Genomic DNA, 18,166 nt, shown 5'->3' with positions numbered 1-18,166 from the left:
GGTTCAGTTCTGTGAACGCGACGCGTGACGTTCGGGGGCGGCTTTTGGTTGGGCCGAAAGCCTGCCGACTACCAAGGCGGTTTGCAGCACAAAAGCCTCCCTTGGAAGAAGCGGATCCCAGCCTGTGACGTCGCAGACACGCTTCAAACGGTAGCGCACAGTATTGGCATGGACGAACAGTTCACGGGCTGTGGCTTCCAGGGAGTGGCCCAGTTCGAGATAGGTGCCAAGGGTCTCCACCAAGCCATTCGAGGCGGCCAACAATGGCCGGTAGATGTTCTTGATCAGCGACCTGCGTGCAGCGTCGTCTCCGGAGACAACCCGCTCAGGAAGCAGGTCGTCGGCTGCAACGGGCCGCGGTGCCGAGGGCCACGCGCGGGCCGCCGTGAGCCCAGCGAATGCCGCCTGCGCGGAACTGCTCGCTTCAAGGAGCGACCCCGCCTCCGGCCCGTAAACAACGGCACCGGGGGCGAAAAGCTCACTGAGCTTGACGTACGCGGTGTCGCGGTCCTGCACACCACCAAGGATCAGGATCAGCCGGTCGCCTTGGATTCCCACCAAGGCATCCTCAGCGAAACGCCCGGCGGTTCGGCGCAGTTCGCTGACGTAGCTGGCGCTGGGCTCCGACGGCGAATTGCCCACCATTACTGTGAAGCGCTCCTGTGCCTTCCAGCCGAGGGCGGCGATCCGTGACCTGAGCGCGTCCGTGTTCTCGCCGCGCAGGATGGCGTCAACGATCAGCGCTTCAAGGCGGGTGTCCCAGGAACCGCGGGATTCGGCGGCCCTGGCGTATACGTCGGCAGCTGCGAAAGCCACTTCACGCGAATAGCGCAGGACGGCCTCCCGCAACGAAGGTTGGTCTGATTCCGGCGCGATGACAGGAACCTGGTCCTCGACGACTTCCACCACGATTCGGATCAACTGGAGGGCCTTTTGCAGGCTGATGGAGCGCGTCAACTCGGTGGGGGCGTTTCCGAAGACGTCAGTCAGGATCCATGACGGCGAACTTGGCCGTTCGTACCACGTCACAAATGCGGCGATACCATTCTGCGCTACCAGTCCCAGCGCGGAGCGCTCATCGGAGCTGAGACGGCTGTACCAGGGCAGCGACTTCTCGAGTTGGCGCATGGTGCTGGTGGACAGCTGGCCCACGTTGGCGCGGAGTTGCCGCAGAGTTTCGGCCTTTTCAGGCGACAACGCCTGGGTTGCTGCCTTGCGCTTGGAAGTTGTTTTGCTTGGCTCTGCCATGGAATGAGCATACGGGCCATCCCGCGCAAGCTCCATTTGTGAGAAGGCTACAACTTGCGTTGTCGCTGGTCACATGGTCGGACACGGCATCCCGCTTGGTTAAACCACGACGGCGGCCCCCACCTTTCGGTGGAAGCCGCCGTCGCGTTTACCGCTGGCTTAGCTCCGTTGCCGGACAGCGTCCGGCAACCAATACTTAGGCGTCGCCGCCTGCTCCGCCTGTGGTGCCGGCGTTCACATCCAGAAGCCGGTACTTATCGATGGCCTTCTCCAGGGCGCCTTCTTCAACTTCTCCCTTGGCGGCGAGCAGTTGGAGGGTTTTGGCGACGATGGAGTGGGTATCGTTTTTGAAGTAGCGGCGGGCGGCTTGGCGGGTGTCGGAGAAGCCGAAGCCGTCTGCTCCGAGGGAGGCGAAGTCGTTGGGGATGAATTGGCGGATTTGGTCGGGGACGGCTTTCATGTAGTCGGACACGGCGATGACGGGTCCGGTGGTGCCTGCGAGTTGTTCGGTGATGAACGGGGTGCGGGCGGGTTCGCCGGGGTTGAGGAAGGCGTGTTCTTCGGCGGCGAGTCCGTCGCGTCGGAGTTCGTTCCAGGAGGTCACGGACCAGATGTCGGCGGCGACGTTCCAGTCGTCGTTGAGGATCCGGGCGGCTTCGAGGGCCCAGGGGACGGACACGCCGGAGGCGAGGATGTTCGCTGTCGGGCGGTTCGGGTCTCCTGTGGGGGCTTCGGCGAGGCGGTAGATGCCTTTGAGGAGTCCGTTGATGTCCAGGGTTTCGGGTTCGGCGGGTTGGGTGATGGGTTCGTTGTAGACGGTGAGGTAGTACATCACGTTTTTATCTGACGCAGTTCTGGTTCCTTGCGCGTCAGCGTCGGGTCCGTACATTTGTTCGAGGCCGTGGCGGATGATGTGGCCGATTTCGTAGCCGTAGGCGGGGTCGTAGGTTTTCACGGCGGGGTTGGTGGAGGCCAGGATGGGGGAGTGTCCGTCGGCGTGTTGGAGTCCTTCGCCGGTGAGGGTGGTCCGTCCTGCGGTGGCGCCGATGATGAAGCCGCGGGTCATTTGGTCCGCGGCGGCCCAGAAGGAATCCCCGGTGCGTTGGAAGCCGAACATGGAGTAGAACACGTAGATCGGGACCAGGGGTTCGCCGTGGGTGGCGTAGGCGGTGCCGGCGGCGGTGAACGCTGCGACGGCGCCGGCTTCGTTGATGCCGGGGTGGATCAGTTGGCCTGCGGGTGATTCTTTGTAGGCCAGGACGAGGTCGCGGTCCACGGAGAGGTAGTTCTGGCCTTTGGGGTTGTAGATTTTCGCGGTCGGGAAGAACGCGTCCATGCCGAAGGTGCGGGATTCGTCCGGGACGACGGGCACGAAGCGGGCGCCGAAGTTTTTGTCCCGCATGAGGTCCTTCAACAAACGGACGAAGGCCATGGTGGTCGCGGCTTGTTGTTTCCCGGACCCGCGTTTGGCGACGTCGTAGGACTTCGTGTCCGGGAGGACCACGTCGGTGTGTTTGCGGCGGCGTTCGGGGACGAACCCGCCCAGTTCTGCCCGGCGGTCCATGAGGTATTTGATTTCCGGGGCGTCCATGCCGGGGTGGTAGTACGGGGGCCGGTAGAGGTCCGCGTCGAGTTGGTCATCGCTGATGGGGATGCGCAGGTGGTCACGGAAGGCTTTGAGGTCTTCCATGGTCAGTTTCTTCATCTGGTGGGTCGCGTTGCGGCCCTCGAAGTGCGGGCCCAGGCCGTAGCCCTTGACCGTTTTGGCCAGGATGACCGTGGGTTTGCCCTTGAATTCGGTCGCTGCCTTGTACGCGGCGTAGACCTTGCGGTAGTCGTGCCCGCCGCGTTTGAGGCCCCAGATCTGCTCGTCGTCCAAATCCGCGACCATGTCCTTGGTCTGCGGGGACTTACCGAAGAAGTGTTCACGGACGAACCCGCCGGACTCGGCCTTGTAGGTCTGGTAGTCACCATCGGGGGTTTCGTTCATGATCTTCACCAACGCCCCGTCGGCGTCGTTCTCCAGGAGGGAGTCCCATTCCCGGCCCCAGACGACCTTGATCACGTTCCAGCCCGCACCGCGGAAGAACGCCTCGAGTTCCTGCATGATCTTGCCGTTGCCGCGGACCGGTCCGTCCAGGCGCTGGAGGTTGCAGTTGATCACGAAGTTCAGGTTGTCCAGGTTCTCGTTCGCGGCGAGCTGGAGCAGGCCACGGGACTCGGGCTCGTCCATTTCCCCGTCACCCAGGAACGCCCAGACCTGCTGGTCGGAGGTGTCCTTGATGCCACGGTTCTGCAGGTACCGGTTGGACTGGGCCTGGTAGATCGCGTTCATCGGGCCGATACCCATCGACACGGTCGGGAATTCCCAGAAGTCCGGCATCAGGCGCGGGTGCGGGTACGAGGACAGGGCGTGGCCCTCTTTGGACTTCTCCTGACGGAACCCGTCCAAATCCTCCTCCGTCAGGCGGCCTTCCATGAACGCGCGGGCGTACATACCCGGGGAGGCATGGCCCTGGAAGAACACCTGGTCCCCACCCGAGGGGTGGTCCTTACCGCGGAAGAAGTGGTTGAAGCCCACCTCGTACAGGGTCGCGGCACCGGCATACGTGGAAATATGCCCGCCCACCCCAATATCGGAACGCTGCGCACGATGCACCATCACCGCAGCGTTCCACCGCATGTACGCACGATACCGGCGCTCGAACTCCTCGTTCCCCGGGAACGGCGCTTCCTGGTCCACCGGGATCGTGTTCACATAATCAGTGGTCGTCACCATCGGCACACCCACCGACCGGGCACCAGCACGCTGCAACAACGAACGCATAATGTACTGGGCACGCTCGGTACCCTGCTCCGCGATCAACGCATCAAGGGACTCAATCCACTCCGCGGTCTCTTCCGGATCACGATCAGGCAGCTGGGCAGTCAACCCGCTGAGGATGTGTGAGGTCTCTTCTCCTGCAGCCACGTCCAACCTTCCTTTAGGCGCATGCATCGGCGCCTCAGGTCTGGCAGGGTAACTGCCCGTCGTGAACGCGTCGTGTGCGACATCTCGGTTTCAACAGCCCGGTCGGATGCGCCGGGCAGGTCTTGTGAGCGCTTGGCTGCCCAGTAGAATTCTGCGGGGCGATCGCCCTGCAGCCAGAGCGCTCATGGCCACTCTAGCTTTCACGGCGCTGCGATGCGTAGCCGTGGGCCCTGAGGGGCGTTGTATGTCACACCTGGCTGGCCTGCGTGACGGAAAGCACGTGACTGTCACAGCCTCGAAACACCCCGGGGAATGCGGAATGTGGCCCGTGGCAGGGACAATGGCTTGAAGCACACGCCCAAAGGGTGTTGGCTGTTAGTAATGGAAGTCACTTCAAAAGGAGGAAACGTGAGCGAGGCCGACGCCGCCACATCGGTAAATGTGGCGGAACGAATGGGTTTCAAAGATGGGGATCTGATTCAGGAGCGCGGCTACGACGACGACGTCGACTTCGACTTGCGTGATGACATTGAAGATGTCACAGGCTCTGAGCTGCTGGATGAAGACGACCACGACGTAGTAGATGCCGTTGTCTTTTGGTGGCGGGATGGCGACGGCGATCTTGTTGATGCCCTCATGGATTCGCTCACCACGCTGAAGGAAGGCGGAGTTGTCTGGGTTCTGACGCCCAAGTCCGGCCGCGATAACTACGTTTCCCCCGCCGATATCCAGGACGCGGCCCCTACATCCGGGCTGCACCTCACTACCTCTGCCGGGGTATCGAAGGACTGGAGTGCCACCCGACTGGTGCCGAAGAAGAACAAGTGACCGATGTTCGGCTGGCGCCGGCCCCCGGCGTGGTTCCGCAGCCGGGGCAGCCTGCGCCGGACTTTGAGTTGGTGAACCAGTTTGGCGAACCCGTTCGCCTCTCCGACTATCGGGGCCGCAATGTGGTGGTCGTGTTCTATCCCTTTGCGTTCTCCGGTATTTGCACTGGAGAGTTGTGTGAGATTCGCGACAATATCGCGGCTTTCGAGGAATCGGACGCTGTGGTGCTTGCAGTCTCTGTGGACAGCAAATTCACACTGAGGGCCTACTCCCAACAGGAAGGCTACGGCTTTGACCTGCTGGCCGATTTCTGGCCGCATGGTGCGGTAGCCCGGGCCTACGGTGTTTTTGACGACGTCAGCGGCATGGCATTGCGGGGAACCTTCATCATCGATGCCTCTGGAGTTGTGCGGTACGTCGTGGTCAATCCGCGCGGCCAGGCACGTGACTTTACTGAATATCGTCGCGCGCTCACGGCGTTGGGGCAACAGTAGTCATGAGCCAGGGCCGGCCCGGAGTAGGCATGACTGGTTTTGCCAGCATGGCTCCGGCTCCCGCACCGCAACTTGACCATCACGAGCTTGATGCTGTTGGACAGGCACTCGGAGTCTTGAGCGGCAAGCGCCTGGCCGTACTTACGGGAGCGGGGCTGAGTACAGATTCCGGTATTCCCGACTACCGGGGGCCAGGTTCTGCGCCCCGTAACCCAATGACCTTCCAGGAGTTCATTGGCAGTGAGGCCAACCGGCGCCGCTATTGGGCCCGGAATCACTTGGGATGGTCCCACCTGAGGCACGCCGACCCCAACGCCGGGCATGCCGCCGTCGCGCTGATGGAGCGCAGGGGGCTACTATCGGGCCTCATCACCCAAAATGTGGACCGGCTCCACGAGGATGCCGGCAGCGTCAACGTGGTGGATCTCCACGGGCGATTTGACCAGGTGATCTGCCTGGAAAGCGGCCATATCTTCAGCCGGCGGTTGATCGCGGCGATCCTTGAGGAAATCAATCCAGGGTTCCTTGCTGATGCGCTGGAGTCCGGAGTGGTGGAAATGGCCCCGGATGCTGATGCCACAGTTGAGGATCCAGAACTCATTACCTCATTCGTTATGGCTGTTTGTCCCATCTGCGGTGGGACGCTCAAGCCTGACTTTGTCTATTTTGGCGAGAACGTACCCAAGGACCGGGTCGAGCGCGCGTACGCCATGGTTGATGAGGCGGGTGCGCTCCTGGTTGCAGGCTCGTCCCTGACGGTGCAGAGCGGACTTCGGTTCGTACGTCACGCCGCGAAAGCCGCAAAACCCGTGATCATCATCAACAGGGGACCCACGCGTGGAGACGGGTTTGCCGAACTGAAATTAGAGCTCGGCGTCAGTGGCGCGCTGGACTATCTGTCCCGAAATCTCCCTGATCTTTCCGGGCCTGAAGCCTCGATTGGTGTTTCTCTCGAATCATGATGTAGAGTCATTGTTCGTTGGTTGAAGCGCTGAGGCACTGAAACTGCGACTTGGGTCTTTAGCTCAGCTGGTAGAGCGCCACGTTTACACCGTGGATGTCATCGGTTCGATCCCGGTAGGACCCACCAAGCAAAACCCCGTCACTCCAAGCCTTGTGGTTCGGAGCGGCGGGGTTTTTTGTTGTCCACGCGTCGGACTTTTGAGGCGGCCCCAAATTGTCGGGGCCCGCTCGTAGGGTCTCCTCCATGGAGCACATTTACATCCGGACCAGCCTGCAAGGCTCGCCGGTCGCCGTCGTCAGGGGCAGCCGCGAGTGGCAGATTGTGGTGGACCCTGTCCGCTGGTTTGAGCGGGTTTCCTGGTGGGAGCATTCCCGGCGCATGCCCCGGGGACAGGGCCGCGTGGACGTGGAGGTCTGGCAGGTCCAGGTTCGCTTGGGAAACAATGACCGGTCCGGCATCGCGACGTGGGAGCTGGTGCGGGACGGTATTGGCGGGGGCTGGTGCCTCAGGGGCGAAGAAGTCGTTGCGGCCTGAAATTCCCGGGAAATGGATGAGCTCTCCACCACGACTATTGGGGGATGCCGCGGTGGAGAGCTCGAAGATGAATATACAGCGAACTCTTGGGTTTTGAAAAGCGGAGCCAGCCTCGGTCCTGCCACATGTCGGAAATGCGTCGAATCACCTCCCGATAGGGCTAAGCGCTTGCCACTATGATGGGAAGTGTTCAGCTGAATGAACAAGCAGAATGTATCGACGAAGGAGAATCATGGCCGATTCCCGCACCACCCGTTCCGAAGGGCTGGGCGCTTCGTCGCCTGCACCTGCAGTGACCCGCGCAGCGGCAGTTCTTGAGGCACTTGCTGGATCTCCGTCAGGCCGCCTCACTCTGAGTGATCTTTCGCGGGAACTGGGTATTCCCAAGTCGTCCACGTCGAACTTGTTGCTGGCGCTGGAGGAAGCACGCCTCATCACCAGGCAGGGTGCAGACTTTGCACTGGGCAGGAAGCTGGTGGAACTTGGTGCCGCCTACCTCAGCCGCCTCGATGAGGTGCAGGAGTTCTACAAATATTGCGAGCAGGCTCCAACGCTCTCTGGTGAGACCGTGCGCATTGCCATGCTCGACGGCGATCACGTTATCTACCTGGCCCGCTACGAGGGGCATCCCGCAGTGCGGCTGACGTCCAATATTGGCGACAAGATGCCGGTTTCGCTGTGCAGCGTCGGTAAGGCGCTGTTGGCGCAACTGCACGATCACGACATCGAGTCCATGTTCCCGGACGGCATGGAACTCCCTGTGATGACCGCCAACTCCCTCCGCACGGCTGAAGAACTCAAGGCCCAGGTGGTGGCCATCCGCAAGCAGGGATTCGCCTTCGAGGACGAAGAGTCAACGGTTGGTGTCGTTTGCCTTGCCGTGCCCGTACCCACTCATGGCGCCCACGGCCCAAGCCTGGGCCTCTCTGTGACCGCCCTGAAGGCAACCTACTCGGAAGAGCAGGGCGCGCTTATGGTCAAGGAACTTAAGGAGTTGGCACGATCCCTCGGCAACCCCATGGGTTAAGGGGATGGCGGGCGTCACATTCACACCTCGCGGAATAAATCTGATTACAACCTTGGCAGTGAGTTCAACAAGCTGTACGCTGTTCATTATAGTGATCTTGGCGGTGATGCCATCGCTATCTCGCCGGGCCAACGGGGGCCTGGGGTGATTTTGAGGGAGTGCTTGTGATAACTCGTACTAATGCACGGCTCGCAGCTGAGGCTGACGACGCTGTTGTTGAGCCGGAACAGCTACGCCGGGCAACACTGGCAAGCTCCGTGGGCTCAGCCTTGGAGTACTACGATTTCTACATCTATGGATTGGCTTCCGCGCTGATCTTTGGCCCATTGTTCTTTTCCCCATTGGGCCCGGACGGTGCTTTGATCGCCTCCTTCGCCACGTATGGCGTCGGTTTCGCCGCCCGACCCTTTGGCGGTTTGATCTTTGGCTACATCGGCGACAGGTTCGGCCGCAAAATGGTCCTGATCCTCACCATCGCCTTGATGGGAACGGCAAGCTTTGCCATCGGATTGCTTCCCACCTTCGAGCAGGCCGGAATGCTCGGGGCGGTCCTGCTGGTGACCTTGCGGATCATCCAAGGCCTTGGCGCCGGCGCTGAGCAGGCAGGCGCCACCACGCTGATCTCGGAAGTGGCTCCGCGCCGCCGTCGTGGTTTCTACGCATCACTGCCGTTCGTCGGCATCCAGTTGGGTACGCTCCTCGGTGCAGGCACCTTCGCCCTGATCGCCATGGCCGACAAGTCCGTCCTGCAGGGCTGGCTGTGGCGCGTACCGTTCCTGGCCAGCTTTATCCTGATCGCGGTGGCCATCTTCATCCGGCTCAAGCTGAAGGAAACCCCTGCGTTCCAGGAGCTTGAGAAGCACAAGAACGTGGTCAAGAACCCCATTGGTGCCCTGTGGAAGCACTCCAAGAAGAACGTGCTCCTGGGTATCGGTCTCCGTATGGGCGAAAACGGCAACTCGTCGATCTATTCGGCACTGCTGGTCTCGTTTATGAGCATGCCGGCAGGTGTTTTTGCTGGAAACAACTCAATCGGTCCTGTGGGCCTGCTGATCGCCGCAGGATTCGCTGCCGTCCTGGTGGTGACATTCGGTGCTCTCTCCGACAAATACGGCCGCGTACCGGTGTACCGCTACGGCGCATTGTTCCAGGCGATCATTGCCGTTCCTGCCTTCTACCTGGTCACCTTGGGGAACGTCACCCTCGTGTGGGGTGTCATGGCTGTCGGCATCGCCATCGGCGTCCAGTCGATGCTGGGCCCCCAGTGCCCGCTGCTGCCGGAATTGTTCGGATCCCAGTACCGCTTCACCGGCGTTGCCATGAGCCGGGAAATCTCAGCCGTCCTTGCCGGCGGACTCGCTCCGCTGCTGGGTGCTCTCATGCTGGCGGCCACCAACCACTCGTGGCTGGTTTTGGCCATCTACTCGCTGGTCCTGGCCCTCATCTCCTTCGTGACCACCTTCTTCACGCCGGAGACGGCCGGACGAGACCTCGTCAGCACGGAAGACGCAAAGTAACTCCCGCGCTAACCGCAAACACGCCAGCGCGGCACTCTCCATGCGGAGGGTGCCGCGCTGCTGTTGTCAGAGGCCAGGCTGTTGAAGGGTGCGGACGGACTATTCCTGCACTTCCCGCGGCGGCTTGAACACGCTTCCCGAAATCGGCGAGGTGGCGAACCATCCAGTACCTTCTCCGGACGGGCTGGCTTTCAGGGCGCGGGTGATTCTGTCCTTTTCCGCGCGCGCCACAGCTACAAGGACATCGAAAGCAGCAACGGCCCGGGGGTTGGGGCCGTTTGTGCCGCGGAACCGGTGCGTCCGGGCGTTCTCTTCGTAAGATCTGAACTCGACTTCGTATCCGTCGCCGAGTTCATCAGCAACTCGCTGCGCCAGTCGATGACCTTCAGTTGTGTAGTTGGCTGCCCGGTCCGCTGACTTCCAAGTGAAATCACGCGTCAGGGACTCGTAGTAGAACTGCTCCCAGTCCCGGAGCTCATGCACCAGGCCTTCGGTCAACCCCGTGAGTTCATAGCTGATGGGAACATCGAGCCAGAGCACACTATCCGCGTAGTCCGGAAATAGGCGGACGACGCTTCGCTGCGGGCCCTCTGAACGGTTCATGTGCCGATGCTACTGCAGGCAACACGGCAAGGGGCGCGGCCAGGGTCTGTCCCTGGCCGCGCCCCTTGCATGGACCTGCTATTGAGAAGGTGGCTTAGTAGAAGTGCACTGGATCCACCAAGTGCGGCAGTTCGCCGCCGGCCATGAAGGTGCGCAGGTTGCTGCAGAACCGCTCGGCGATGAGTCGGTTCTCAGCCGAGCTCAGGGCGGAGGTATGCGGGGATACGAGCACCCGGGGGTGACTCCACAAGGGGCTGTCCTGGGGAAGCGGTTCCACGGCGAAGACGTCCAGGCAGGCGTAGGAGACCTGGCCGTTGTCCAGGGCGTCGAGCAAGGCTTCTTCATCGACAACGGTTCCGCGTCCCACGTTGACGAACACAGTCCCGGGCTTCATGGCACCGAAGACTTCTTTGTTGAACAGCTTCTCCGTATATGGCGTGCCCGGAAGTGTGTTGACCACGGCGTCGGCATCGGCGAGCAATCCGGGGAGACCGTCATTGCCGGTGACCTCATCGATGCCCTCGATGGCTTCGACGTTGCGCTTGGTACCGCTGACCTTCATGCCAAGGGCGCGTGCAATGCGGGCCGTTTCCATGCCGATCTCACCAAGGCCGGCGATGACCACCTTGGATCCGTTGGCCAACTTGGTGGGGGTGCGGAGTTCGGGCCAGAGCTTGGCGGCCTGGTCCTGCGCCATCTCCGCACTGCGCTTGAAGCCGTTGAGGATTCCGAAGGCGGAAAACTCTGCCAGTGGCAAGGCATGAACGCCTGCCGAGGTTGTGACGCGGAACTTCTGCAAGGTTTCGGTGTCCAGGCCGGAGGCCTTGACTGCTCCGCCGGCGCCGGCGGCCATGGCGTGGATCCACTGCAGGTGGGGGTTGCTGGCGGCGATGCGTGCCAGTCCTGCCGGGCTCTCGTTGGGGAAGCCGTAGAGAACCTGCGCCCGGTTCAGCATGGCCCAGTAGCGTTCCTCCTGCTCTGGCGTCCGCTTGAAGCCGGGGTCGCCGGCATGGTCGGCGGGGAACCGCTCGGGGGGTAGCAGCTCGGGATCGTAGAGAACCGTTACGGAAGGATCTACAGCGCGGATCAGCTCTACATGCTCTGCTTCGAGCGGTACAGCGATGGCGATGGTAAGTTCATCAGTCGTCATAGTGTTCATCATACTGAATGGAGGCTAGGATATTGAACAGTATTCCTGAAGATGACCACAACGAAGTGAGGAGTTTCCTGCCGTGACCAATCAACGTGTGGGCTTCGTGGGCCTGGGCCTCATGGGCGCACCCATGGCCGCAAATATCGCGAAAACCGGGTGGGCCATCACCGCCTGGAACCGTTCCGATGCCGCCTTCGATGGCCTCCCCGGTGTCCAACGGGCAGCCAGCGTCGCCGGACTGCGGGACGAGGACGCCATCATCTTCATGCTTCCGGATCTGCCGTTCATCGAAGAAGCTGCCTCGGGTTTGCTCGAATCCTGGCGGAGCGCACCACCAAAGCCGGGTACCGCCGTCGTGATTATGAGCAGTGTCTCGCCAACAGCGGTACGGCAGTTCGGCGAAACTGTCCACCACGCAAGCAATGGCAACGCCTGTGTGGTGGACGCGCCAGTCAGTGGCGGGACGGCAGGTGCGCAGGGCGGAACGCTGGCCATTATGGTCGGCGCCACCGAATCCCAATTCGACGACCTGAAACCGCTTCTGGGCTCCATGGGGACCACCGTGCGGCGGTTGGGGCCACTGGGATCCGGCTCCCTCGCCAAAGCGTGCAATCAACTGATTGTCGGAACCACGACGGCGGCACTCGCCGAAGCGGCCGAACTCGCCGAACGCTCCGGCATGGACGTGGCAGCCCTCTTCGAAGTCCTTTCCGGAGGGCTGGCGGGAAGCCGTGTGTTGGACAATGTCGGCCCTCGTCTGGCCACGAAGGATTATGCGCCCACCGGTCCTGCCAAGTTCATGCATAAGGACCTGGGCTTCGTCCTTGCCAGTGCTGAAGCTGCCGGCTCGGCCGTACCCATGGCCTCGGCGGCCCTTGACCTTTACGCAGAACTGAAACGACAAGGACTCGGCGATCAAGACCTCGCCGTGGTCCGTCAAACCATCGCCAACCTGAGCCGGACGCACGCTGCTTCGACGAACAGCAACTGAACCGGCGCAACCGTAGAAGGAATGAAGAACAAACTATGAGTGGACTTTTCGATCTGGCCGGGCGGGTTGCCTTGGTTACAGGTTCAAGCAGGGGGATCGGCAACGCCCTCGCCAGGGGCCTCGCCGACGCCGGAGCAACGGTAGTGCTCAACGGCATCAACGCGGACCGGCTCCAGGCAGCGCATCAGGCCATGGCAGCTGACTACCCGGACGGGCGGGTGCACAGTCGCGCCTTCGACGTTACCGATGCCACGTCCGCCGCAGAAGGGGTGGCCTGGGTCGAGCAGAACGTCGGACCGCTGGACATCCTGGTGAACAATGCCGGGATCCAACACCGTGTGCCCATGCTGGACCTGGACGTCAAGGATTGGGACCGCGTGATCACCACGGACCTGACCAGCGCTTTCCTGGTAGGGAGGGAAGCAGCCAGGCACATGATCCCGCGGGGCCAGGGCAAGATCATCAACATCTGTTCGGTCCAGACAGACCTTGCCCGCCCCACCATCGCACCGTATGTGGCAGCGAAGGGCGGACTCCGCAACCTGACCCGGGCCATGACGGCAGAGTGGGCCGCGTCAGGCTTGCAGATCAACGGAATCGCCCCCGGGTACATCCACACGGAAATGACCCAGAACCTGGTGGACGACGCTGACTTCAACTCCTGGATCCTTGGCCGCACCCCGGCCAACCGGTGGGGGACCGTAGCCGATCTCGCAGGGCCCGTGGTGTGGCTTTCGTCGCAGGCGTCCAACTTCGTCAACGGCCAGACAATCTTCGTCGACGGCGGAATGACGGTGGTGGTCTGATGGGTATCACCCTTCCTGTTTCCGGCCCCGCAGTGGTTGCCCATGGAAAGGGCGATCTCCGGATTGAAGACATCCCACTGACCGCTCCCGCGTCCGATGAGGCGATTGTGGAGATAGCGTATGGCGGGATCTGTGGTTCCGACCTTCACTACTGGTTGCACGGCGCGGCAGGGGAGTCAATCCTCAAGGAGCCAATGGTCCTCGGCCACGAGATTGTAGGCGTCGTGGCCCAGCAGGCTGCTGACGGCAGTGGCCCCGTGGTTGGAACGCCCGTTGCTGTCCATCCAGCCACTCCTGCTCCCGGTGATGTCCGATTCCCGCAGGACCGGCCGAATCTCTCCCCGGGATGCACTTATCTGGGCAGTGCTGCCCGGCACCCGCACACAGACGGTGCTTTCAGCCGTTACGCCAACCTTCCATCCAGGATGCTGCGACCACTGCCGGAAAGCCTGGACCTTCGCACGGCTGCGCTTGTAGAACCGGCCAGTGTTGCCTGGCACGCCGTTGCCCGGGCCGGCGATGTCAGAGGAAAGACGGCCCTTGTCATCGGCAGCGGTCCTATCGGTGCGCTCGCCGTCGCCGTCCTGAAGCGTGCCGGCGCGGCCAGGATTGTCGCCGTCGACATGCATGACAAGCCGCTGGAAATCGCCCGCGCCGTTGGCGCGGATGAAGTCCTCAAGGGCGATGAAGCGGATGCAATAGCTGCAGTGGACGCCGATGTAGTCATTGAATCCTCAGGCAGCCACTACGGCCTCGCATCGGCCATCAAGGGTGCCACCCGCGGCGGCAAAGTAGTGATGGTGGGACTTCTGCCGTCAGGGCCGCAGCCGGTCTTCATCTCCCTGGCCATCACGCGCGAACTGGAACTGCTGGGGTCCTTCCGCTTCAACAACGAAATCGACGATGTCATCGCAGCGCTGGCTGACGGCTCGCTGTTTGTTGACCCGGTTGTGACCCATGAATTCGACCTCGCCCATGGTTTGGAGGCCTTTGAGGTGGCCAGGAATTCGGCGGAGTCCGGAAAGGTTCTGTTGAACTTCCGGTAGTAGCTAGTTCCTGGACACGGGGACGAACACGCGGGGCTGGTCGTCCCAACTGGGCGCCAGCTCCGCGATGGTCTGCCGCATGATCTTCGCTGCCGCGTCACGCGCGAGGGAACCATCCCCGGCGTCGATGGCGTGAGCGACGTCCATATGCCACTGGAGTGCCTGCTTTTGGGGGTGCTCCGGCATGAGCCCGTGCACGGTACGACCGGTGAGGGTCTCGGTGACCTGACCAATGAGGTTGGCGAACATTTCGTTGCCCGATCCGGACAACACCAGTGCGTGGAACCGGATATCAAGGTCAAGGAACCTGGCCATGTCTCCGGCATCGCCGGCCTCCTTCATGGCGAGGGAAATGCCCACCAGCTCTTGCCTGAGGCTTTCCGGGGCATTGCCTGCGGCAAGTTCGGCGGCAACGGGCTCGACGGCGGAACGCAGCTCAGCGAGCGACCTCAGCTGGGCGCCCCGCCCCTCGCCGGCAAGCCGCCAACGAATGACCAAGGGATCGAACGGATTCCAGCGGTGCGCAGGAAGGACACGGATGCCTACCCGCTTGATGGTCTCGACGAGGCCCAGCGATTGCAGAACGCGAACGGCCTCGCGGACCACGGAGCGGGATACGTTGAGTTCGTCTTCCAGGTGCTCCGCCAACATGACATGGCCGGTAGGGAGGGCGCCGCCCACAATCCGGGTTCCCAAATGCTCAACGGCGCGGTGGTGGAGGCTGGTTGACATAGAGGTAAGCATAGTGGCGCAGAGGACGCCTGCGTGCCGGACCCGGTATCACATGCCTGGCAGCGCGTCAGTGGAACCGGGCGCCCATCATAGACTGTTTATGACGCGGGCCCCTTCCAAAACGTGGGCACCGCTTTCCCGCCCAAGGTTTTAATACGTATGGTTTATTACAGCCCCTGGTTTTGAAATCGCTTCCTGCGTATCCCCTATGGGTACGTCGGGACTGTTTGTACACGAACGAATTGGAGTTTTGATGTCAGCACACATCGGTGTCACCGGCCTTGCGGTGATGGGCGCCAACCTGGCCCGCAACCTCGCCCGCAACGGCTTCACCGTGGCTCTCCACAACCGCTCCGTGGAAAAGACTGACGCCCTGCTCGAAAAGCACGGCACGGACGGCGACTTCATCCGCACGGAAACGCTGCAGGAACTCGTCGACTCCCTCGAAAAGCCCCGCCGCGTCCTGATCATGGTCAAGGCAGGCGCTCCCGTTGACAACGTGATCGAGCAGCTCGAACCGCTGCTCGAGGCCGGCGACATCATCATCGACGCCGGTAACTCGCACTATGAGGACACCCGCCGCCGCGAAGCGGCCTTGGCCAAGAAAGACCTGCACTTCGTCGGCGTCGGTGTTTCCGGTGGCGAAGAGGGCGCGCTCAACGGTCCGTCCATCATGCCCGGTGGTTCCAAGGAATCCTACGACGCCCTTGGCCCGTTGCTGGAGAAGATTTCCGCAAAGGTGGACGGCGAGCCCTGCTGCGCTTGGGTAGGCACCGATGGTGCGGGCCACTTCGTCAAGATGGTCCACAACGGCATCGAGTACGCCGACATGCAGGTCATCGGTGAAGCATTCGACCTCCTCCGCTCCGGCGCCGGCATCGAGCCCGCTGAGCAGTCCAAGATCTTCGCTGAGTGGAACAAGGGCGATCTGTCCTCCTTCCTGATCGAGATCTCTGCTGAGGTCCTGGGACACGTTGACGCGAAGACGGGCAAGCCGTTCGTGGACGTCGTGGTCGATGCCGCAGGACAGAAGGGCACGGGCCGCTGGACGGTCATCTCCGCCCTGGAACTCGGCTCGCCGGTCTCCGGCATCGCCGAATCCGTTTTCGCCCGCGCGCTGTCCTCCCAGACCGAGCAGCGCAAGCTTGGCCAGGAACTGTTGGCCGGCGAAGAAGCCTCCGTGGAAATCCCCGAGACCTTCGTCGAGGACGTCCGCCAGGCTCTCTACGCCTCCAAGCTGGTCTCCTACGCCCAGGGCCTTGACATGCTGACCTCGGCCGCGAAGGAGTACGGCTGGGACCTCAAGCTGGACGAGATCGCTTCCCTGTGGCGTGCAGGCTGCATTATCCGTGCAGAACTGCTCAAGGACATCACCAAGGCCTACGCCGCCGAAGAAAAGCCCGCCAACTTGCTGTTCGCGCCTGCCTTCACCAAGGCCATCGCCGAGGCACTCCCGGCCTGGCGCCGCGTTGTGGCAACCGCTGTTCAGCTGGGCATCCCGGTACCGGTGTTCTCCTCCTCCTTGGCGTACTACGACGGCCTGCGCCGCAAGCGTGTTGCCGCTGCCCTGATCCAGGGCCAGCGCGACCTCTTCGGTGCACACACCTATGGTCGCGTCGACACCGAGGGTACGTTCCACACCCTGTGGGGCGAAGACAAGTCCGAGATCTCGGCAGTCGACACCCACTAGCGTCAGCTTCCCGCAAGAGGCCGGTCCCTCCCAGTTACGCTGGGGAGGGCCGGCCTTTGCCGTACCTGAAGTGAACTTGCCGTACCTGAAATGAAGGAGAACTGCCATGGCATCCCGCATCGCGCTTGTCACCGGGGCTTCCACGGGAATCGGCTTCGACACGGCCATCGCCCTCAAGGCGGCAGGGTTCACTGTATATGCCGGTGCACGCCGTCGGGCGAAGATGGAGCCCCTGAAGCGTCACGGCATCACGGTCATGTCCTTGGATGTCACGTCGGAGGAATCCATGGCGTCTGCAGTGGCTCTGGTGGAAGCGGCCCACGGACACATCGATGTCCTTGTCAACAATGCCGGCTACGGTTCGTACGGATCCCTTGAGGAAGTTCCGTTGGCCGAGGGCCGGCGCCAGTTCGAAGTCAATGTCATGGGCCTGGCCAGGATGACGCAACTCGTCATTCCCGGGATGCGGGCTGCACGCTTAGGCCGGATCATCAACGTCACGTCCATCGGCGGAAAAATTTACGAGCCCCTGGGTGCCTGGTACCACGGCACAAAATTCGCAGTGGAGGGGATGAGCGATTCCCTGCGCCTGGAGCTGAAACCGCACGGCATCGACGTCGTCATTATTGAGCCATCAGGGACAAACACGGAATGGGGCACCATAGCTGGCGAGGGTTTGTTGGTCGCCTCCGGTGGCGGGCCCTACAGCGAACAGGCCCACGTCGTCGCTGCCGCACTGGCATCCACTTCCGGAGCCGGTCACGTGCTGTCCACTCCGGCCAGGGTCGTTGCAAAAGCGATAGTTCGAGCTGCAACAGCAAGACGCCCCAGGACCCGCTACCCGGTGGGTAGGGGAGCCTGGAGCGTCCTGGCAATGCGAAGAATTCTTCCGGACCGCGCCTTCGACGCGGTCTTCTGGAATTTCTACAAAAGACTCGCGGGCTAGATCCGGTACTCGATGTAATACTCTGCCGGATCCACGGCGGGCTTGGTTTCGGACCTCGCATCGCGATGACGCCACGTTGCGGGAATTCCTGTGATGATCGATTCCGGTGGAGCATCCTTGACCACCACGGCGTTGGCGCCGACGGCGCTGTCCGCGCCGATGGTGATGGGCCCCAGGACTTTGGCGCCAGCGCCGATCGTGACGCGGTCACCGATGGTCGGGTGCCGCTTGACCTTGGCCAAAGAGCGGCCTCCGAGCGTCACGCCGTGATAGATCATCACGTCCTCGCCGATCTCGGAGGTCTCGCCGATCACCACACCCATACCATGGTCGATGAAGAACCGGCGGCCAATGGTGGCGCCGGGATGGATCTCGATGCCCGTCAGGAACCTGGCCAGCTGTGAGATCAGGCGCGCCGGAAAACGGAGCGCCGGGTTCTGCCACAGCCGGTGCGTCAGACGATGCGCCCAGATGGCGTGCAGGCCGGAGTATGCGAAAAAGTTCTCAAAAGAGCCTCGAGCCGCCGGGTCATGCGACCGGGCGGCGTCGAGGTCTTCCTTAAGCCTTGCGAAGAAGCTCACAAAGACCTTTCTACAGAAATGAAGGCGTGCGGGCC

17 protein-coding genes and 1 tRNA gene are annotated in these 18,166 nt (G+C 62.1%); 12 read left to right on the top strand and 6 right to left on the bottom strand.

The window, feature by feature from the left end; all coding sequences use genetic code 11:
* Positions 1–3: 3 nt before the first annotated feature.
* Both J3D46_RS18505 and aceE read right to left on the bottom strand, forming a co-directional pair.
* On the bottom strand, positions 4–1,248 hold the full coding sequence (locus J3D46_RS18505; protein WP_231343251.1) for a CdaR family transcriptional regulator: 1,245 nt from the start codon (positions 1,246–1,248) through the stop codon (positions 4–6).
* 196 nt (positions 1,249–1,444) lie between these two features.
* Positions 1,445–4,246, bottom strand: coding sequence for a pyruvate dehydrogenase (acetyl-transferring), homodimeric type (gene aceE / locus J3D46_RS18500; protein ID WP_253468432.1), 2,802 nt, complete (start codon positions 4,244–4,246; stop codon positions 1,445–1,447).
* A 381-nt stretch (positions 4,247–4,627) separates the two neighbouring features.
* Between aceE and J3D46_RS18495 the strand changes: the two genes are divergently transcribed.
* The 7 genes from J3D46_RS18495 (at position 4,628) to J3D46_RS18465 (ending at position 9,583) form a co-directional block, all read left to right on the top strand.
* Positions 4,628–5,047 carry a DUF3052 domain-containing protein gene (locus J3D46_RS18495; protein WP_026542347.1) on the top strand — a complete coding sequence of 140 codons (420 nt, stop codon included), beginning with the start codon at positions 4,628–4,630 and terminating at the stop codon, positions 5,045–5,047.
* Entirely contained in the window at positions 5,044–5,541 is a 498-nt protein-coding gene (locus J3D46_RS18490) for a peroxiredoxin (RefSeq protein WP_253468430.1), read from the top strand. The genes J3D46_RS18495 and J3D46_RS18490 overlap by 4 nt, the downstream gene beginning before the upstream one ends.
* Before the next feature lie 2 nt (positions 5,542–5,543).
* The gene (locus J3D46_RS18485; RefSeq protein WP_253468429.1) at positions 5,544–6,503 is read left to right on the top strand and encodes a Sir2 family NAD-dependent protein deacetylase; all 960 of its coding nucleotides are present in this window, start codon (positions 5,544–5,546) and stop codon (positions 6,501–6,503) included.
* Between the two features lie 52 nt (positions 6,504–6,555).
* Positions 6,556–6,631, top strand: a tRNA-Val gene (locus J3D46_RS18480).
* A 117-nt stretch (positions 6,632–6,748) separates the two neighbouring features.
* The gene (locus J3D46_RS18475; RefSeq protein ID WP_231343457.1) at positions 6,749–7,039 is read left to right on the top strand and encodes a hypothetical protein; all 291 of its coding nucleotides are present in this window, start codon (positions 6,749–6,751) and stop codon (positions 7,037–7,039) included.
* 232 nt (positions 7,040–7,271) lie between these two features.
* Positions 7,272–8,066, top strand: a complete 795-nt coding sequence (locus J3D46_RS18470) for an IclR family transcriptional regulator (protein ID WP_231343456.1) — start codon at positions 7,272–7,274, stop codon at positions 8,064–8,066.
* A 158-nt stretch (positions 8,067–8,224) separates the two neighbouring features.
* Positions 8,225–9,583 carry an MFS transporter gene (locus J3D46_RS18465; RefSeq protein WP_253468427.1) on the top strand — a complete coding sequence of 453 codons (1,359 nt, stop codon included), beginning with the start codon at positions 8,225–8,227 and terminating at the stop codon, positions 9,581–9,583.
* A 99-nt stretch (positions 9,584–9,682) separates the two neighbouring features.
* Here J3D46_RS18465 and J3D46_RS18460 read toward each other — a convergent pair whose 3' ends face one another.
* Positions 9,683–10,186: a hypothetical protein gene (locus tag J3D46_RS18460; protein WP_253468425.1), complete on the bottom strand. Its 504-nt coding sequence runs from the start codon at positions 10,184–10,186 to the stop codon at positions 9,683–9,685.
* A 94-nt stretch (positions 10,187–10,280) separates the two neighbouring features.
* The gene (locus J3D46_RS18455) at positions 10,281–11,348 is read right to left on the bottom strand and encodes a D-2-hydroxyacid dehydrogenase (protein WP_253468423.1); all 1,068 of its coding nucleotides are present in this window, start codon (positions 11,346–11,348) and stop codon (positions 10,281–10,283) included.
* Positions 11,349–11,418: 70 nt separating this feature from the next.
* On the opposite strand from J3D46_RS18455, the gene J3D46_RS18450 reads away from it, so the two are divergent.
* From J3D46_RS18450 to J3D46_RS18440, 3 genes are read left to right on the top strand one after another with little or no spacing between them, the layout of a single operon-like run.
* On the top strand, positions 11,419–12,330 hold the full coding sequence (locus J3D46_RS18450) for an NAD(P)-dependent oxidoreductase (RefSeq protein ID WP_231342769.1): 912 nt from the start codon (positions 11,419–11,421) through the stop codon (positions 12,328–12,330).
* 35 nt (positions 12,331–12,365) lie between these two features.
* Positions 12,366–13,136, top strand: a complete 771-nt coding sequence (locus tag J3D46_RS18445; RefSeq protein ID WP_231342768.1) for an SDR family oxidoreductase — start codon at positions 12,366–12,368, stop codon at positions 13,134–13,136.
* Positions 13,136–14,182, top strand: coding sequence for an L-idonate 5-dehydrogenase (locus J3D46_RS18440; protein ID WP_253468421.1), 1,047 nt, complete (start codon positions 13,136–13,138; stop codon positions 14,180–14,182). The genes J3D46_RS18445 and J3D46_RS18440 overlap by 1 nt, the downstream gene beginning before the upstream one ends.
* 3 nt (positions 14,183–14,185) lie before the next feature.
* Here the strand turns inward: J3D46_RS18440 and J3D46_RS18435 are convergent, their stop codons facing one another.
* Positions 14,186–14,914 (bottom strand): FadR/GntR family transcriptional regulator, encoded by a 729-nt coding sequence (locus tag J3D46_RS18435; protein WP_231342765.1) that lies wholly within the window; start codon positions 14,912–14,914, stop codon positions 14,186–14,188.
* A 253-nt stretch (positions 14,915–15,167) separates the two neighbouring features.
* On the opposite strand from J3D46_RS18435, the gene gndA reads away from it, so the two are divergent.
* Both gndA and J3D46_RS18425 read left to right on the top strand, forming a co-directional pair.
* Positions 15,168–16,604 carry an NADP-dependent phosphogluconate dehydrogenase gene (gene gndA, locus J3D46_RS18430; protein ID WP_159708828.1) on the top strand — a complete coding sequence of 479 codons (1,437 nt, stop codon included), beginning with the start codon at positions 15,168–15,170 and terminating at the stop codon, positions 16,602–16,604.
* 106 nt (positions 16,605–16,710) lie between these two features.
* Positions 16,711–17,550: an oxidoreductase gene (locus J3D46_RS18425; protein ID WP_253468419.1), complete on the top strand. Its 840-nt coding sequence runs from the start codon at positions 16,711–16,713 to the stop codon at positions 17,548–17,550.
* On the opposite strand, the gene epsC is transcribed toward J3D46_RS18425, so the two are convergent.
* Positions 17,547–18,131, bottom strand: coding sequence for a serine O-acetyltransferase EpsC (epsC, locus tag J3D46_RS18420; protein ID WP_231342761.1), 585 nt, complete (start codon positions 18,129–18,131; stop codon positions 17,547–17,549). The two genes, J3D46_RS18425 and epsC, sit on opposite strands and share 4 nt — an antisense overlap.
* Between the last annotated feature and the right edge of the window lie 35 nt (positions 18,132–18,166).

This window comes from Paenarthrobacter sp. A20, from assembly GCF_024168825.1.
Classification (GTDB): domain Bacteria; phylum Actinomycetota; class Actinomycetes; order Actinomycetales; family Micrococcaceae; genus Arthrobacter.
Note: the sequence above shows the minus strand (reverse complement) of the source record. Positions and strands in the feature narration are given on the sequence as shown.

Excerpts from the sequence above, each read along its gene's own strand:
- J3D46_RS18505 (WP_231343251.1), bottom strand. The coding sequence starts at position 1,248 with ATGGCAGAGCCAAGCAAAACAACTTCCAAGCGCAAGGCAGCAACCCAG.
- aceE (WP_253468432.1), bottom strand. The coding sequence starts at position 4,246 with ATGCATGCGCCTAAAGGAAGGTTGGACGTGGCTGCAGGAGAAGAGACC.
- J3D46_RS18485 (WP_253468429.1), top strand. The coding sequence starts at position 5,544 with ATGAGCCAGGGCCGGCCCGGAGTAGGCATGACTGGTTTTGCCAGCATG.
- J3D46_RS18475 (WP_231343457.1), top strand. The coding sequence starts at position 6,749 with ATGGAGCACATTTACATCCGGACCAGCCTGCAAGGCTCGCCGGTCGCC.
- J3D46_RS18470 (WP_231343456.1), top strand. The coding sequence starts at position 7,272 with ATGGCCGATTCCCGCACCACCCGTTCCGAAGGGCTGGGCGCTTCGTCG.
- J3D46_RS18460 (WP_253468425.1), bottom strand. The coding sequence starts at position 10,186 with ATGAACCGTTCAGAGGGCCCGCAGCGAAGCGTCGTCCGCCTATTTCCG.
- J3D46_RS18455 (WP_253468423.1), bottom strand. The coding sequence starts at position 11,348 with ATGATGAACACTATGACGACTGATGAACTTACCATCGCCATCGCTGTA.
- J3D46_RS18445 (WP_231342768.1), top strand. The coding sequence starts at position 12,366 with ATGAGTGGACTTTTCGATCTGGCCGGGCGGGTTGCCTTGGTTACAGGT.
- J3D46_RS18440 (WP_253468421.1), top strand. The coding sequence starts at position 13,136 with ATGGGTATCACCCTTCCTGTTTCCGGCCCCGCAGTGGTTGCCCATGGA.
- J3D46_RS18435 (WP_231342765.1), bottom strand. The coding sequence starts at position 14,914 with ATGTCAACCAGCCTCCACCACCGCGCCGTTGAGCATTTGGGAACCCGG.
- gndA (WP_159708828.1), top strand. The coding sequence starts at position 15,168 with ATGTCAGCACACATCGGTGTCACCGGCCTTGCGGTGATGGGCGCCAAC.
- J3D46_RS18425 (WP_253468419.1), top strand. The coding sequence starts at position 16,711 with ATGGCATCCCGCATCGCGCTTGTCACCGGGGCTTCCACGGGAATCGGC.